Source organism: Stenotrophomonas sp. TWI809 (assembly GCF_039673205.1).
Taxonomy (GTDB): Bacteria; Pseudomonadota; Gammaproteobacteria; order Xanthomonadales; family Xanthomonadaceae; genus Stenotrophomonas.
Genome location: NZ_JBDJLE010000003.1, coordinates 24,993 through 40,088, shown reverse-complemented (window position 1 = coordinate 40,088; position 15,096 = coordinate 24,993). Strand labels below are relative to the sequence as shown.

General features: G+C 67.1%; 18 protein-coding genes. 8 read left to right on the top strand and 10 right to left on the bottom strand.

What is annotated here, in order from left to right; all coding sequences use genetic code 11:
- Positions 1–210: 210 nt before the first annotated feature.
- Together ABE472_RS03215 and grxD are read right to left on the bottom strand one after the other, a co-directional pair.
- On the bottom strand, positions 211–951 hold the full coding sequence (locus tag ABE472_RS03215) for an SDR family NAD(P)-dependent oxidoreductase (protein WP_346465467.1): 741 nt from the start codon (positions 949–951) through the stop codon (positions 211–213).
- A complete protein-coding gene (gene grxD, locus ABE472_RS03210; protein WP_019186185.1) occupies positions 948–1,268 on the bottom strand; it encodes a Grx4 family monothiol glutaredoxin in 321 nt (106 codons plus the stop codon). The genes ABE472_RS03215 and grxD overlap by 4 nt, the downstream gene beginning before the upstream one ends.
- Positions 1,269–1,430: 162 nt before the next feature.
- Between grxD and ABE472_RS03205 the strand changes: the two genes are divergently transcribed.
- Positions 1,431–2,012 (top strand): Fe-Mn family superoxide dismutase, encoded by a 582-nt coding sequence (locus ABE472_RS03205; protein WP_346465466.1) that lies wholly within the window; start codon positions 1,431–1,433, stop codon positions 2,010–2,012.
- A 69-nt stretch (positions 2,013–2,081) separates the two neighbouring features.
- On the opposite strand, the gene ABE472_RS03200 is transcribed toward ABE472_RS03205, so the two are convergent.
- Together ABE472_RS03200 and purE are read right to left on the bottom strand one after the other, a co-directional pair.
- The gene (locus ABE472_RS03200) at positions 2,082–3,227 is read right to left on the bottom strand and encodes a 5-(carboxyamino)imidazole ribonucleotide synthase (protein WP_346465465.1); all 1,146 of its coding nucleotides are present in this window, start codon (positions 3,225–3,227) and stop codon (positions 2,082–2,084) included.
- A complete protein-coding gene (purE, locus tag ABE472_RS03195; protein WP_346465464.1) occupies positions 3,224–3,727 on the bottom strand; it encodes a 5-(carboxyamino)imidazole ribonucleotide mutase in 504 nt (167 codons plus the stop codon). Before purE ends, ABE472_RS03200 begins: the two co-directional genes overlap by 4 nt.
- 59 nt (positions 3,728–3,786) lie before the next feature.
- On the opposite strand from purE, the gene ABE472_RS03190 reads away from it, so the two are divergent.
- The 4 genes from ABE472_RS03190 (at position 3,787) to ABE472_RS03175 (ending at position 6,619) form a co-directional block, all read left to right on the top strand.
- On the top strand, positions 3,787–4,056 hold the full coding sequence (locus ABE472_RS03190; RefSeq protein WP_019186189.1) for a Trm112 family protein: 270 nt from the start codon (positions 3,787–3,789) through the stop codon (positions 4,054–4,056).
- The gene (nadC, locus tag ABE472_RS03185) at positions 4,053–4,910 is read left to right on the top strand and encodes a carboxylating nicotinate-nucleotide diphosphorylase (RefSeq protein WP_346465463.1); all 858 of its coding nucleotides are present in this window, start codon (positions 4,053–4,055) and stop codon (positions 4,908–4,910) included. Before ABE472_RS03190 ends, nadC begins: the two co-directional genes overlap by 4 nt.
- 140 nt (positions 4,911–5,050) lie before the next feature.
- Positions 5,051–6,178, top strand: coding sequence for a DUF2272 domain-containing protein (locus ABE472_RS03180; protein ID WP_346465462.1), 1,128 nt, complete (start codon positions 5,051–5,053; stop codon positions 6,176–6,178).
- Positions 6,179–6,262: 84 nt separating this feature from the next.
- On the top strand, positions 6,263–6,619 hold the full coding sequence (locus ABE472_RS03175) for a DUF3301 domain-containing protein (protein ID WP_313211245.1): 357 nt from the start codon (positions 6,263–6,265) through the stop codon (positions 6,617–6,619).
- A 34-nt stretch (positions 6,620–6,653) separates the two neighbouring features.
- Here the strand turns inward: ABE472_RS03175 and ABE472_RS03170 are convergent, their stop codons facing one another.
- From ABE472_RS03170 to ABE472_RS03145, 6 genes are all read right to left on the bottom strand, one after another.
- Complete coding sequence (locus tag ABE472_RS03170; RefSeq protein WP_313211246.1) at positions 6,654–7,097, bottom strand: ClpXP protease specificity-enhancing factor; 444 nt, start codon at positions 7,095–7,097, stop codon at positions 6,654–6,656.
- A 153-nt stretch (positions 7,098–7,250) separates the two neighbouring features.
- The gene (locus ABE472_RS03165; RefSeq protein WP_019186262.1) at positions 7,251–7,886 is read right to left on the bottom strand and encodes a glutathione S-transferase N-terminal domain-containing protein; all 636 of its coding nucleotides are present in this window, start codon (positions 7,884–7,886) and stop codon (positions 7,251–7,253) included.
- Between the two features lie 160 nt (positions 7,887–8,046).
- Complete coding sequence (locus ABE472_RS03160; protein ID WP_313217808.1) at positions 8,047–8,793, bottom strand: cytochrome c1; 747 nt, start codon at positions 8,791–8,793, stop codon at positions 8,047–8,049.
- A complete protein-coding gene (locus tag ABE472_RS03155) occupies positions 8,786–10,045 on the bottom strand; it encodes a cytochrome bc complex cytochrome b subunit (RefSeq protein WP_123728838.1) in 1,260 nt (419 codons plus the stop codon). The genes ABE472_RS03160 and ABE472_RS03155 overlap by 8 nt, the downstream gene beginning before the upstream one ends.
- A 2-nt stretch (positions 10,046–10,047) precedes the next feature.
- The gene (petA, locus tag ABE472_RS03150) at positions 10,048–10,668 is read right to left on the bottom strand and encodes a ubiquinol-cytochrome c reductase iron-sulfur subunit (protein WP_019186259.1); all 621 of its coding nucleotides are present in this window, start codon (positions 10,666–10,668) and stop codon (positions 10,048–10,050) included.
- A gap of 171 nt (positions 10,669–10,839) precedes the next feature.
- Positions 10,840–11,796 carry a lytic transglycosylase domain-containing protein gene (locus ABE472_RS03145; protein ID WP_346465461.1) on the bottom strand — a complete coding sequence of 319 codons (957 nt, stop codon included), beginning with the start codon at positions 11,794–11,796 and terminating at the stop codon, positions 10,840–10,842.
- Between the two features lie 119 nt (positions 11,797–11,915).
- On the opposite strand from ABE472_RS03145, the gene miaB reads away from it, so the two are divergent.
- The 3 genes from miaB (at position 11,916) to ybeY (ending at position 15,085) form a co-directional block, all read left to right on the top strand.
- On the top strand, positions 11,916–13,379 hold the full coding sequence (miaB, locus tag ABE472_RS03140; RefSeq protein WP_346464565.1) for a tRNA (N6-isopentenyl adenosine(37)-C2)-methylthiotransferase MiaB: 1,464 nt from the start codon (positions 11,916–11,918) through the stop codon (positions 13,377–13,379).
- Between the two features lie 237 nt (positions 13,380–13,616).
- Complete coding sequence (locus ABE472_RS03135; protein ID WP_346465460.1) at positions 13,617–14,603, top strand: PhoH family protein; 987 nt, start codon at positions 13,617–13,619, stop codon at positions 14,601–14,603.
- On the top strand, positions 14,600–15,085 hold the full coding sequence (ybeY, locus tag ABE472_RS03130) for an rRNA maturation RNase YbeY (protein ID WP_346465459.1): 486 nt from the start codon (positions 14,600–14,602) through the stop codon (positions 15,083–15,085). Before ABE472_RS03135 ends, ybeY begins: the two co-directional genes overlap by 4 nt.
- The last annotated feature ends 11 nt before the right edge of the window (positions 15,086–15,096 follow it).

Genomic DNA, 15,096 nt, shown 5'->3' with positions numbered 1-15,096 from the left:
CACACGCCATCACAACGGGATCGTGACGCTATCTTCACATCTGAGTGTGACTGGCTGAATGCGGGGTATCGGGGCTCTCAGCGTTTCGAGATGGTTTCCCGCTGGGTTTTCAAGGGTTCACCGGGGAGCCGGCCAGCGGCCGGCACTACCGGACCGCCGGGTAGCGGCCTTGGGCGCGGCCACGCCAGCGATGACGCTTTTGCCGCTCTCTCAGGCGTCGAGAATCTGGCCGCGATACGCGGCGCCCGCGGCGGACAGCAGCAGGACCGCCGCGGCGGCGCACTCGGCCGGGTCACGGGCGGCGCGGTCTTCATCCAGGGAGAACGCACGGGCGCGCAGCGCCGTACGCATCGGGCCGGGTTGCAGGCCGCTGACCCGCACCGGGCTGCGGCCGAGTTCGTCATGCAGGGAAGCGATCAGGCCGCGCAGGCCGTGCTGGGCCGCGCCGTAGCCGCCCCAGTAGGCCTGCCCTACCCGCGTGGGGTCGTCCACCGTGAACACCAGCGCGGCATCGTCGCTCTGGCGCAGCAGTGGCAGGCAGGCCTGGGCCAGCCAGGCCGGGGCGGTCAGGTTTACGTGTACCGCCCGGGCGAAGGCGGCCGGGTCGGCCAGCTCGAACGGGGTCAGCCCGGCGAAATCGGCCGCGCAGTACAGCACCCCATCCAGATGGCCGAGCTCGGAGTGCAGCCGCTCGGCCAGGGTGGCGTAGTCGTCGGGGGTGGCCCCTTCCAGATCCAGCGGATACAGCAGCGGCTCCGGGCCGGCGGCTTCGACCGCTGCGTAGACCCGATCCAGCCGACGTGGCTTGCGCCCCAGCAGGACCACGGTTGCCCCGGCCTGTGCGCAGGCGACGGCCGCGGCGCTGCCAAAGCCTCCCCCGGCTCCGGCGATGAGAATGACGCGATCGGCGAGCGATCCGGTCCCGACCACCACGGACGGGACCGCACTCACGGCTGGGACGCCTCTTCGACGATGCGCTTGAGCTCGCCGGATTCGAACAGCTCCAGCACGATGTCGCAGCCGCCGATCAGCTCACCGTGGATGAACAGCTGCGGGAACGTCGGCAGGTTGGAGAAGCGCGGCAGGTTGGCGCGGATCTCGGGTTCTTCCAGCACGTTGACCGTGCGCAGCGCGATCGCGCCGGCGGCCATCAACGCCTGGATGGCACGGCTGGAAAAGCCGCACATGGGGTATTGCGGGGTGCCCTTCATGAACAACACGAGGGGGTAACGTTCGACTTCGGACTGGATCTGCTGCATCACCGCCACAACGACTCTCCCTCCAATGGGACAACCCGGCCTCACCGGTCGGATAGACTTCCCTGACCGCCATTGTATGCCCTACCTTCGCGTGGTGGGCACCCTGCCATCGGCCACCCTGATGACGATCCGCCATGGATCGGCGCTCTCCCTTCCCAATCTGTCGTGCCCATGCCCCTCGAACTGCCTCGCCTTCCCTACGACCGCGCCGCCCTTCAGCCTCACCTGTCCGCGGAGACGATGGACCTGCACCACGGGCGGCACTTCCGTGGCTACCTGGACACGGTGAACGCACGTATTGAAGGCACGGAGCTGGCCGAGCTGCCACTGGAGGAGATCGTCCGCCAGAGCCAGGGCAGTCTGTTCGACGCGGCCGCGCAGGCCTGGAACCACCAGTTCTATTTCCAGTGCCTGCACCCGCGCGCCGGGGGCGATCCGCAGGGCCGGCTGGGTGAACTGGTCACCCGCCACTTCGGCGATGCCAAACGCCTGCGTGACACCTTTGACCGTGCGGCGCTGAGCCTGTTCGGCTCGGGCTGGGTGTGGCTGGTGCAGCACCCCAATGGCGCGCTGGCGATCCAGGTCACGCGCAATGCGGGCACGCCGCTCACCGGTGAGAGCACTCCGCTGCTGGCCTGCGATGTGTGGGAACACGCGTATTACATCGACTACCAGAACGAGCGCGCGCGCTATCTGGAGTCGTTCTGGAAGCTGGTGAACTGGGACTTCGTTACCGCGCAATTGCGCGATTGAGGTCAGGTAGCGCACGACCGTTGGTCGTGCGTCCCGGTAGTGCCGGCTGCTGGCCGGCACCCCTCGCCTTCAACCGCGCAGGATCGTGATGACCGGCGCGACCTGGTCGGCGCGATCCAATTGCCCACCGACGCTTTCCAATGCACCGGCCAACGCCGCCGCATCATCATCGCGCAGGGTGGCATGGCCGACCTTGCGGCCGTCCCGCGCCTGCTTGCCGTAATCGTGCCAATGGCCGCTGGCCTGGCCGAGCACGGCCGCAGCCTCGGGCATCTGCCCGATCCAGTTGAGCATGCAGGCATGGCCGAGCATGCGCGTGGCGCCCAGCGGCAGGCCAAGCACGGCACGCAGGTGGTTTTCGAACTGCGAGGTCTCGCTGCCCTCGATGGTCCAGTGGCCGGAATTGTGCACGCGCGGGGCCATCTCGTTGGCCAGCAGCTCTTCGCCGCGGCAGAACAACTCCAGCGCGAACACGCCGACATAGTCCAGGCGCTCGGCCAAGGTACGGGCGTAGCCGATGGCCGCCTCGTGCTGCGCCGCCGACAGCTGTGCCGGGGCCAGGCTGGCCGAGAGCACGCCGTTGACGTGCCAGTTGCCGGTGATCGGCCAGGCGCGGAACTCGCCATCCTGCCCGCGTACCGCCACCACACTGACCTCGCGATCAAAGGCGACGAAGCCCTCCAGGATCAACCCGGTCTTCTCGACCTGACTGCCGAGGGCGTCCCAGGCCGCGTCGATGTCGGCCGCGCTGCGGATCCGGAACTGGCCCTTGCCGTCATAGCCCAGCCGACGGGTCTTGACGATGCAGGGCATGCCGAACTCGACGACCTTGGCCGCCAGTTCGTCACGGCTGCGGATATCGGCGAAGGCCGGCAGCGGGATGCCCAGCGACTGGAACAGGGTCTTCTCACTGAGCCGATCCTGGGCCACGGCCAGCGCATCCGGATTGGGATGCACCGGCACGCGCTCGGCCAGGAACTTGGCGCTGCGCGCCGGCACGTTCTCGAAGTCGAAGGTCACCACGTCCACGCGCGCGGCGAAGGCCGCCAGGGCCGCCTCGTCCTCGAAGGCGGCCACCTGCAGCGGTGCCACCTGGGCACCACAGGCATCGGCGGCCGGGTCGAACAGCTCGAAGCGCAGCCCCATCGGCGCACCGGCCAGGACCATCATGCGGGCGAGCTGACCGCCGCCCAGAATGCCAACGGTCCTGGTCATTGACGCGGGTCGTCGTGGGCCATGACGTCTTCGGTCTGGCGGGCGCGGAAGGCGTCCAGCGCCTCACCGATCGCCGGCTGATCCGACGCCAGCATGGCGGCCGCGAACAGGGCCGCGTTGGAGGCGCCGGCGTTGCCGATGGCGAAGGTGGCCACCGGGATACCGGCCGGCATCTGCACGATCGAGAGCAGCGAATCCATACCGTTCAGGGCCTTGGACTGCACCGGCACGCCCAGCACCGGCACGGCGGTCTTGGCGGCGATCATGCCCGGCAGGTGCGCGGCCCCGCCGGCACCGGCGATGATCGCGCGCAGGCCACGCTGGCCCGCCTGCTCGGCGTAGGTGAACAGCACGTCCGGCGTGCGGTGCGCCGAGACCACTTTCACTTCATAGGGAACGCCCAGCGAATCCAGCTTCTGGGCGGCGTGCTGCATGGTTTCCCAATCCGAGCGGGATCCCATGACGATGCCGACGAGCGGCGCGGTTTGGTTGAGGGTCATTGGCCGTCACCTGCCTTAAAGACGTATTCTAGCCGTCTTCCACGCAAGACGAAGAATCCATGGATCGCAAGCTGCTCGACCTCCTGTGCTCGCCCGATACGCGCCAGCCCCTGTCCCTGCTGGACGCCACCGGCCTGGACGCGCTCAACCGCGCGATCGGCAGCGGTGCCGTGCTCAAGGCCGATGGCAGCCCGCAGGCGCAGACGCTGCGCGAGGCCCTGCTGACCCGCGACCGCAAGCAGGTGTTCCGCGTGGATGACGGCATCCCGGTGTTGCTGGCCGAAGAGGCCATCGCCACCGCCCAGATCGCCGATTTCCCGGAAAAATGAGCCACCTCCCCGTGCCGGCCCCCGAGGCCGCCCTGGTGGCCGCCGATGTGGCCCGTGCACTGGCCGAGGATATCGGCAGCGGTGATGTCACCGCGGCCCTGCTCCCGGACCGCCCCGACAGCGCCTACCTGCTGTGCAAGCAGGACGCGGTGATCGCCGGCCGCCCCTGGTTCGATGCGACCCATCAGGCGCTCGACCCGCAGGTACGCATCGACTGGCGCGTGGCCGAGGGCGACCGCGTCGCCGCCGGCACCGTGCTGGCCCTGCTGCAGGGCCGCAACCGCAGCCTGGTGAGTGCCGAGCGGACCTCGTTGAACTTCCTGCAGACACTGTCCGGCACGGCCACCACCACCGCGCAGTACGTCGCGGCGGTGGCCGGTACCGGCGCGCGGATCCTGGACACCCGCAAGACCCTGCCCGGCCTGCGTGTCGCACAGAAATACGCAGTGCGCTGCGGCGGCGGCGACAACCATCGCCTGGGTCTGTTCGACACGGTGATGCTCAAGGAAAACCACATCCGCGCGGCCGGCTCGCTGACCGCTGCCGTGCTGGCGGCGCGTGTGCAGTGGCCGGCCTTGCCGCTGGTGGTCGAGGTCGAAGACCTGGACCAGCTGCGCGAGGCGCTGGCGGTCGGCTGCACCCGTATCCTGATCGACGACTTCGACGCTGCCACGCGGCGTGAGGCCGTGCACATCGCGGCCGGGCGCATTCCGCTGGAAGTGTCCGGCAGTGTCGGCCTGGACGGCCTGCGCGCGATCGCCGAGGACGGCGTGGACTGCATTTCCATCGGCGGGCTGACCAAGCATGTGCAGGCAATCGACCTGTCATTGAAACTGGGTCCGCCCCCGGGCTGAAACGCGCGTGTCGACCAACGGTCGACACCGACCGGGCTGGTAGCGCACGACCGTTGGTCGTTCGGCGTCGGCGCGCGGTGTTCACGGGATCGGCAGACCGGGTCTGCGAGGCTTGCCCTGCCCCCACCCGGAGAGCGCGTATGCGCCCCTTGTTCCTGCTTGCATGTCTGTCGTCGCTGGCGACGCTGCTGCCGGCCACCGCATCCGCGGCCGAGGTCTGCGATGTGCCCCCGCGGTTCGGGCTGAGCCCGCTGGCCGTGGCCATCGTGCAGACCGCCTGCAACGAACACCGCCTCTGGTACCGCCCCTTCATCGACCGCGATGGCCGCGCGGCCAGCCTCAGCGTGACCGAAGCCGAGGACGTCCACCTGGCCGACAACGGCCTCGTCGCGTGGCAGCGGGTGGTCGGCTACTGGCGGCAGAGCGGCACGTTGTCGCCGATGGGCAGCCAGCCCGGCGCATCGAGCTGCCTGGCCCCACCGGGCACGCGCTACACCGATAGCGACTGCCGTGCGTTCCTGATAGACAACCCGTGGTCGGCCGCCTTCATTTCCTGGGTGATGACCCGCGCCTCGGTACCCGGCTTTACCCGCTCGCCCCGACACATCGACTACATCCGCGCTGCCTACCAGAACAGCGGGCCGTACCGGATGACCGACCCGGCGCAGGAGAAACCCGCGCCCGGCGACCTGCTGTGCTACCTGCGCGACCGCCGCGAGACCCTGAGCTACAGCGGGCTGGTGCAGTCGCTGGGCAGCGGCGCGGTGACACACTGGAAATCGCACTGCGAAGTGGTGATCGCGGCCAACATGGGCGGCGACCGCACGCTGTATCTGATCGGCGGCAACGTCATGAACACCGTGGCGTTGCGCAAACTGTCGCTGGACCGCAGCGGCCGGATCGAGCTGCCGCCCGCGAAGGCCGGTGCAGGCGATGGGGTGGATCTGGGCTGTACGCCGGGCCGCGAAGAGGAATGCAGCTTCAATCGCCAGGATTGGGCCGCACTGCTGAAGCTGGTGGCGACCGCGCCGGCGACGGTGCCGATGGGAACTCCGGACCCGGCGACCCTGCCCGCTCCCGGCGTAACGGCACCGCCGATGGCGGCTCCGGCTTCCCAGGCACCGATGCGAGCGCCCACCGTGGTTCCGCCCCGTCCGCCGGTCCCGAGCGCGAACCCGGTTCCGGCCCCGCCGGCGAGCCCGACTCGGACGCCGACACCCACACCGACACCGATACCCGTCCCGCCACCGCCACCGCGCACGCCCTGATCGCGATCGCGCGGATGGCTTGATCCGCGCCGCATTCGTCGCCATCTTGGGAGGACCGACCTCCCTGACCGCGCCGAGTCACCGATGCCCAGTTTGATCCTGTTGATGATTGCCGGCGCGTTTGCCTACGCCTTCTGGAATTCTTCCCGTGCCGCCGCCGAACGTGCAGGCGTGCTCGGGCGCAATGCCTGCCGCGCTGCCGATGTGCAGTGGCTGGACCAGAGCGTGCACGCCACCGGCCTGCGCGTATGCCGCAAGGAGAACGGCTGGCTGGGCTGGGAGCGCACCTTCAAGTTCGAGTACTCGCACGATGGCGTGGACCGCCACAGCGGGCGCATGGTGCTGCGCGGTGATCAGCTGATCACGTTCGTGGGGCCGTCGGCGGCGCGGATCAGTGAGATCCGCCGCGATATCGATACACGGGATGCCGAAGACGTCTAATGAAATGGCCGCCTTGCGGCGGCCATGGTGGGTCCTACTTGACCACCCGCAGATGCGGGCGACCGCTGGGCTTGGGCGGTGCATCGTCCGGCGGGGTAGGTGAATCGTCCGGCGGCAGCGCATCGTCCGGACCCGGCTCATGGCCCGGGATGTCATCCGGCAGCGCCATGCCCTGCCCCGTCTCGCGGGCGTACACGGCCAGCACGGCCGAGATCGGCACCTGCACCGGGTAGCTGGTGCCGGAGAAGCGGGCCGAGAAGCTCACGCTGTCATTGTCGATATGCAGGCGCACCACGGCGCGCTCGGCGATGTTCAGGACGACGCGGCCGTCCTTGACCGCGCTCTGCGGCACCTGCACGCCAGGCATGCCGGCGTCGACCAGGATATGCGGCGTCAGGTCGTTGTCATTGATCCATTCCACCAAGGCCCGCAACAGGTACGGACGGTGGCTGGTCATGCGAAAAGTGTCTTCAGTCATGTGGTAGAGCCGAGCCGTGCTCGGCTGCTCTTGATCCGGATTGCCTGATGCAAGTGTACGCGCCCGCCTACCCGCAGGTCAGCCATGGCGCGTACCGGCACCGCGATTTCGTTCAGTACACGGGTGTGCCGCATGCAGCACACATCCCGCCGATCAGACCGGCAGATCGCGCAGTTTCTTTTCCTGGTCGGTCAGGCTGCGGATGAAGCCGGGGTGCCGGAAAATGCGGTTGCCATAGTCTTCGATGGACTTGCCATCCTTCGGCAGCGGCACGTCCAGTGCCTGAAGTCGCCAGATGATCGGCGCCATCGCGCAGTCGGCCAGGCTCATTTCCGGGTTGAGGAAGAACTTGCTGGCCTTGAACAACGGCACCGCGCTGGTCAGCAGTTCCTTGAGCCGTTTGCGCCCGGCCTCGGCCTGGGTCTTGTTGCCCAGCTGGATGGCCTGAACCTGCGGCACCCAGTCGTGTTCGATGCGCAACATCGCCAGGCGGATGCGGGCCCGCGAGAGCGGATCGACCGGCATCAGCGGCGGGTGCGGATAGCGCTCGTCCAGGTATTCGCTGACCACCGACGCCGCGTACAGCACCAGCTCGCGTTCCACCAGAGTGGGCACGGAGTGGTACGGATTGAGATCGATGAGATCTTCGGGCGGGTTCTGCGGGTCGACCGGCACGGAGTCATAAGTGACGCCCTTGGCCGCCAATACCAGCCGCACGCGATGGCACAGCACATCGTCGTTCGAGGAAAACAGCGTCAGGGTATTCCGCATGCGTACGCTCGCCGCCATCAAAGGCTCTCCAACGTCCGGTAACCGCCGGTCGTATCGGCGCCGCCAGCCCATTGCCAACGGTCGTCACAGTACCCGAGTGTGCAACCGCACATCACAAAAGCCAATAGGTCGATCGTCCCACGGCAGGAACGATCGACGCGGGAAGGCGTCCGACCGCTCAGTGGACGTCCTTCCAGTATTCCTTCTTGAGCAGATAGGCCAGGAAGGTCAGCAGCGCCAGGAACAGAATCACCCACACGCCCAGCTTCTGGCGTTTCAGGGCAGCCGGCTCGCCGGCATACTCCAGGAAGTTGGTGATGTCGCGCACCGCCTGATCGTACTGCCCGGCATCGATGTTGCCCGGCTGTTCGATCTTCAGCCCGACCACCGGTGCATCCAGCCCGGGGCCCTCGGCCTTGCCATGCACCGCATGCTGCAGCCCCTGCATTTCCCACAGGGGGTTGGGCATGGAGGCATTGGGGAACACGGTGTTGTTCCAGCCCAGCGGCCGCGTGGGATCCAGGTAGAACGACTTGAGGTAGGTGTAGACCCAGTCGCTGCCCCGCACGCGCGAGATCAGGCTCAGGTCCGGCGGCATCTTGCCGAACCACTTCTCGGCCTGCGCCTTGGGCATCGTCACCGGAATCGGTTCACCCACCGGGGTGCCGGTGAAGTTGAGGTTGTTCATGACCTCTTCTTCACTCAACCCGAGATCGGCAGCCATGCGCGAGTAGCGCAGGTATTTCAGCGCGTGGCAGCCGGAGCAGTAATTCATGTAGAGCTGCGCGCCGCGCTGCAGCGAGGCACGATCGCTCAGGTCATTGCCGGCCTGCAGGGTCTTGGCGCCCTCGGCGGCATCGGCCACCGCGACACCGAGCATCAGGGCCGCCGCGCAGGCCAGCCGGACAATCCAGTGGTCAGTCATGCGTGGTCACCCGGTCCGGTACCGGCTTGGTCCTGTCCAGCTTGGTCCATAGCGGCATGGTGATGAAGAAGGCGAAATACAGGAAGGTCAGCACGCGCCCGATGTAGGTCTCGTGCGCATCCGTACCCGGGCCGGAGCCGATCACGCCCAGCCACACGAAGCACACCGCGAACATGCCCAGCAGGCCGCGCGAGAGCAGGCCGCGGTAGCGGTAGGACTTTACCCGCGCCCGGTCCAGCCACGGCACCAGGAACAGGATGGCGATCGCCGAGAACATCACGATCACGCCCCCGAGCTTGTTGGGCACCACGCGCAACATGGCGTAGTACGGGGTGTAGTACCAGACCGGCTTGATGTGCTCGGGCGTCACCAGGCGGTTGGCCTCGGTGAAGTTGTCGTGCTCGAGGAACAACCCGCCGAAGGCCGGGGCGAAGAAGATGATGAAGGCGGCGATGATCAGCAGGAAGCCGGCGCCGACCGCATCCTTGAGCGTGTAATACGGATGGAAGGGAATGCCATCGGTAGGCGCGGTGGCCGACCAGCGGTTGCCCTTCGGGCCCTTCTTGATCTCCACGCCGTCCGGATTGTTGGAGCCCACTTCATGCAGCGCGCCCAGGTGCAGCACCACCAGCAGCAGCAGCACCAGCGGCAGCGCGATCACGTGCAGGGCGAAGAAGCGGTTGAGGGTGGCGTCGCTGGGCAGGTAGTCGCCCATGATCCATTCGGTCAGGCCGGTCCCGATCACCGGGATCGCGCCGAACAGCGAGATGATCACCTTGGCGCCCCAGAACGACATCTGGCCCCAGGGCAGCACGTAGCCCATGAAGGCTTCGGCCATCAGCACCAGGTAGATCAGCATGCCCAGGATCCAGACCAGTTCGCGCGGCTTCTGGTAACTGCCGTAGAGCAGGCCGCGGAACATGTGCAGGTAGACCACGATGAAGAACAGCGAGGCACCGGTGGAGTGCATGTAGCGGATCAGCCAGCCCCACTCCACGTCCCGCATGATGTATTCGATGGAGGCGAACGCTTCGGCCGCGTTCGTCTTGTAGTGCATCGTCAGGAAGATGCCGGTGACGATCTGGTTGACCAGGATCAGCAGCGCCAGCGAACCGAAGTAGTACCAGATGTTGAAGTTCTTCGGCGCGTAATACTCGCTGACGTGCTTGCGGTAGACCGGCATCAGGCCCGGCGCGCGGGCGTTGACCCAGTCGGCCAGTCCGGTGGCGGTGCGGGAAAGGATATTGGCCATGATCAAGCCGCCCCCTGCGGATCAACGCCGATGATGATGGTGTTGTCGTCCTGGTAATGGTGCGGCGGCACCAGCAGGTTGATCGGTGCCGGAACATCCTTGAACACGCGACCGGACATATCGAAGCGCGACTTGTGACAGGGGCAGAAGTAGCCGCCCTTCCACTGCGGGTCGTAGGGCTCGGGGCGGATCTCGGCGACCATTTCCGGCGAACAGCCCAGATGGGTGCACAGCCCGACCAGCACCGATACCTCGGCCTTGATCGAACGGAATTCGGGATTCTGCTTGAGCACGTACTCGGGCTGCTGTTCTTTCTCGCCCGACTCGGGATCCTTCAGGCGGCCGTCCAGCCCGTGCAGTGCATCGAGGATGGCCTTGGAGCGCTTGACGATCCAGATGGGCTGCCCACGCCACTCCATGACCAGACGCTGGCCTTCCTGGAGCGCACTGATGTCGGCAATCACCGGGGCACCGGCCAGTTTGGCGCGGGCGCTGGGATTCCAGGACTTGATGAACGGTACCGCTGCAAATCCGACGCCGACCGCTCCGACCACCGCAGTGGTTGCTGAGAGAAACCGCCGACGTCCAGTGTTGACTGGATCGTTTACCCCATCGTTGGCCATCCGGCACTCCGATATTGATTTAGGTAGCTTGAGGCTGCCAGCAGACCGGTGGGGGCCAGTCCACATTGAATCAGCCGCGAGTGTAGCTGAACCGAAGTCGGCCACACAACGCGGTACTACGGAACGACATTACCCCGACAGTACGGCATCAGGTACCACCGGCGCCATGGGTTATTGATGGCTGGCCACTGCGCCGCGATAGCGGTCGGCCAACAGGGCCACCCGCTTCACGTAATACCGGGTCTCGCTGTAAGGCGGCACGCCACCATGGCGGTCGACCGCGCCCTCGCCGGCGTTGTAGCCCGCCGCAGCCAGGGTGAGATCACCGTTGAAGCGCTTGAGCAGCCAGGACAGGTACTGCACGCCGCCGCGGATGTTCTGCGAAGCATCGAAGGAATCGCTGACCCCGAAACGGCGCGCGGTCGGTGGCATCAGCTGCATCAGGCCCTGTGCGCCGGCGCGGCTGAGCGCGGTCGGGTTGTAGGCCGATTCGGCATGGATGATCGCGCGGACCACCGCCTCTTCCACCCCGAACTCACGGGCGGCGGCGGCAATCTCGCTCTGGTAGGCCGTGGTGTTGAGCCGCACCGAGCCGAAGTTGACGGCCGGGTTCGCCCCGCAGGCGTAGCAGCGCTCGATGAAGCTGTAGTGGATGGTGCGGACCTGGCCAATGCTGGCGATACCGGCCGGGCGTGCGCTGGTGTAATGGCGAACGCCATCCTTCATATAGGCATACAGCTGGCCGCTGCGGACCTTCCCTGCCTTGCCAGCGGCCGCTGCCGGGGCGGACGGCGCGCTCAGCACCGTGGCCGGGGCGGTGGCCGGGGCAGGAGCCGGGGTGATCGCGGTCGCCGTCGTGGCGGTATCGGCCCGGACCGGGCCGGGCGTGGCACCGGCGATCGGCGCCGCCGGCGTCGGCGCGGGAGGCGTTGCCAGGGCCCGGCGGGGCGCCGCGCTGCGGTCGGGCCGGTAGCTGCTGATCACGCTGCAGGCGGCCCCGGCCACACGCTTGCTCACATAGCTGGGAATGCCGTCACTGCCGACGCACTTGTACAGGGTGCCCGCACTGGCCGGCATAGCGGTCAGCGCAGCCAAGGCCAGCGCAGCGATCCCCAACATCCCCTTCATGAGCGGGAGTGTCCCCAATTCGCCGGGGATTGCCAAGGGGGGAGCCCGACCCGGCTACAATGACCTGCTCACCGCAGCCATCCGGCTGCCTGCCCGCCCACCCGACTGGAATAAGCGCCATGACCGGGACGCCAGCTTCGACCGCGCCGACTTCGGCCGGTTCTGCCTTGCCTGCCTCTGCTCCGCCCAGCTCCGCCCCCCGCCCCGATCTGCTCCCCCTGCCCGGCGCCAGGCCGCAGGTGACGGGTCCGGTGCGCGGCAAGCTGTACATCAAGACCCACGGTTGCCAGATGAACGAGTACGACTCGACCAAGATGGCCGCCGTGCTCGCCGCCTCGGAAGGGCTGGAACTCACCGACGACCCGGCCGAGGCCGACGTGTTGTTGATGAACACCTGCTCGATCCGCGAGAAGGCCCAGGAGAAGGTGTTCAGCCAGCTCGGTTACTGGAAGGCGCTGAAGAACAACGGCCGTGGCGTGATCATCGGGGTCGGCGGCTGCGTGGCCTCGCAGGAAGGCGAGGCGATCATCAAGCGCGCGCCACACGTGGATCTGGTGTTCGGCCCGCAGACCCTGCACCGCCTGCCGGAGCTGATCCGCCAGCGCCGTGAATCGGGCAAATCGCAGGTGGACATCAGCTTCCCGGAGATCGAGAAGTTCGATGCCCTGCCCGAGCCGCGTGCCGAGGGTGCCTCCGCGTTCGTCTCGATCATGGAAGGCTGCTCGAAGTACTGCTCGTTCTGCGTGGTGCCCTACACCCGCGGCACCGAGGTCAGCCGCCCGTTCGAGGACGTGGTGGTGGAAGTGGCGCAGCTGGCCGCCCAGGGCGTGCTGGAGATCAACCTGCTCGGCCAGAACGTCAACGCCTACCGCGGCCCATATGGCGACGGCGAGTTCGCCGACCTGGGCTTGCTGATCCGCACCATCGCCGAGATCGACGGCGTCGGCCGGATCCGCTTCACCACCTCGCACCCGCTGGAGTTCAGCGATTCGCTGATCGATGCCTACCGCGACGTGCCGCAGCTGGCCAACTTCCTGCACCTGCCCGTGCAGGCCGGCAGCGACCGCGTGCTCTCGGCGATGAAGCGTGGCTACACCGCGCTGGAATTCAAATCCAAGATCCGCAAGCTGCGCGCGGTGCGTCCGGACATCTCGATCAGCTCGGATTTCATCGTCGGTTTCCCCGGCGAGACCGACGCCGAGTTCGAGAAGACCATGAAGCTGATCGAGGACGTGGGCTTCGACCAGAGCTTCTCCTTCATCTATTCACGGCGCCCGGGTACCCCCGCGGCGGATCTGGAAGACACCACCACCGATGCGGAAAAGCACGCGCGCCTGTCGCGCCTGCAGGCCCGGATCAACGAGCAGGCCGCGGCCATTTCGGAAAAGATGGTCGGTACCGTGCAGACCGTGCTTGTGGAAGGCCCCTCCAAGCGCAACCCGAACGAGCTGACCGGCAAGAGCGAGAACATGCGCTCGGTGAATTTCCCGGGGCACCCGCGCCTGGTCGGCCAGTTCGTGGATGTGGTGATCACCGAGGCGTACAGCAACTCGCTGCGCGCGCGGATGGTGACGGCAGACTGAGCGGGATGGCCGGACGTCGGTCCGGCCATCGTTGACGCTTTTTTGACCACGCAATTGAACCCATTGCCGCAGTAGGGCTGGCGCCACCTATCCACAGGTTGCTGCACCGGCATTGCACAGCCCCTGTGGAAAACCACTTTCCGCCGGTGCTGTAGCGGCGGCCCCACACCCGCGCTACCCTGTTCTCCCTTTCCCTGCTTGCGGCCCGGTCGGCTGGACCGGCGGCCGCCGGACGCAATGACCGCACTCGCACAACGCGACTTCACCCTCACCCCGGAAGACAACGAGCGCCTGGCCAACATGGCCGGCCCGTTCGATGAACATCTCCGCCAGGTGGAACTCAAACTCGGCGTGGAAATCGCCAACCGTGGCCACGTGTTCCGCGTGACCGGCCCCAAGGCCGTGGTGGCCGATGCGCAGGCCCTGATCGAAGCGCTGTACGCCGAAGCCGGCGACGTGGTGTTCGACAGCCATGCCATCCACCTGCGGCTGAACCAGGCCAACGTGGAGCATGTGGTCGAGCACGCCTACGAGGCCCAGGAAGTGGCGATCAAGGTCAAGCGCGGCACCGTGCGCGGCCGCGGCGCCAACCAGGCCCGCTACCTGCATCAGATCACCACGCACGACATCAACTTCGGCATCGGCCCGGCCGGCACCGGCAAGACGTTCCTGGCCGTGGCCAGCGCGGTGGAAGCGCTCAATGAAGCGCGCGTGCAGCGCCTGATCCTGGTCCGCCCGGCGGTGGAAGCCGGCGAGAAGCTGGGCTTCCTGCCCGGTGACCTGAGCCAGAAGGTGGACCCGTACCTGCGGCCGCTGTACGACGCGCTGTATGAAATGCTCGGCGTGGAGAAGGTGCTCAAGCTGCTGGAGAAGAACGTCATCGAGATCGCGCCGCTGGCCTACATGCGCGGCCGCACGCTCAACGATGCATACGTGATCCTGGACGAAGCGCAGAACACCACGGTCGAGCAGATGAAGATGTTCCTGACCCGCCTGGGCTTCGGCTCCACGGCCGTGGTGACCGGCGACCTCACCCAGACCGATCTGCCCAAGCACGTGAAGTCCGGCCTGCGCGATGCGATCGATGTGCTGCGTGATGTCGAGGGCGTGAGCTTCACCTTCTTCGAAGCGCGCGACGTGGTCCGTCACCCGCTGGTGGCCCGCATCGTCAGCGCCTACGACCGCCGCGATCTGCAGCAGGTCCAACCCGGAGCGACCCCATGACCCGTGGTCCCGTGCGACTGGACGTCGCCATCAGCTACGCCCTGCCCCGCGCCGGTCTGCCCTCGGCGGTGAGCTTCCGCAAGTGGGTGGCCGCCGCCCTGAAGGGCCGCATCCGCGAGGCCGACCTGGCGATCCGGCTGGTCGATGCGAAGGAGGGCCAGTCCTTGAACCGGCACTACCGCGGCAAGGATTACGAGACCAATGTGCTCAGCTTCCCGGCCGAACTGCCGGAGGGCCTGCCCAAGGGCGTGAAATTCCCGCTGCTCGGCGATCTGGTGATCTGCGCCCCGGTGGTCGCCCGCGAGGCCGACGAGCAGGGCAAGGCGCTCAACGCCCATTACGCGCACCTGACCGTGCACGGCGTGCTGCACCTGCTCGGCTGGGACCATGAGGACGAGAAGGAAGCCGACGCCATGGAACAGCTGGAGCGCGACATCCTGGCCGAACTGGGCATTGCCGATCCGTATGCCGGCGAGCGCTGAACCGAACGGTC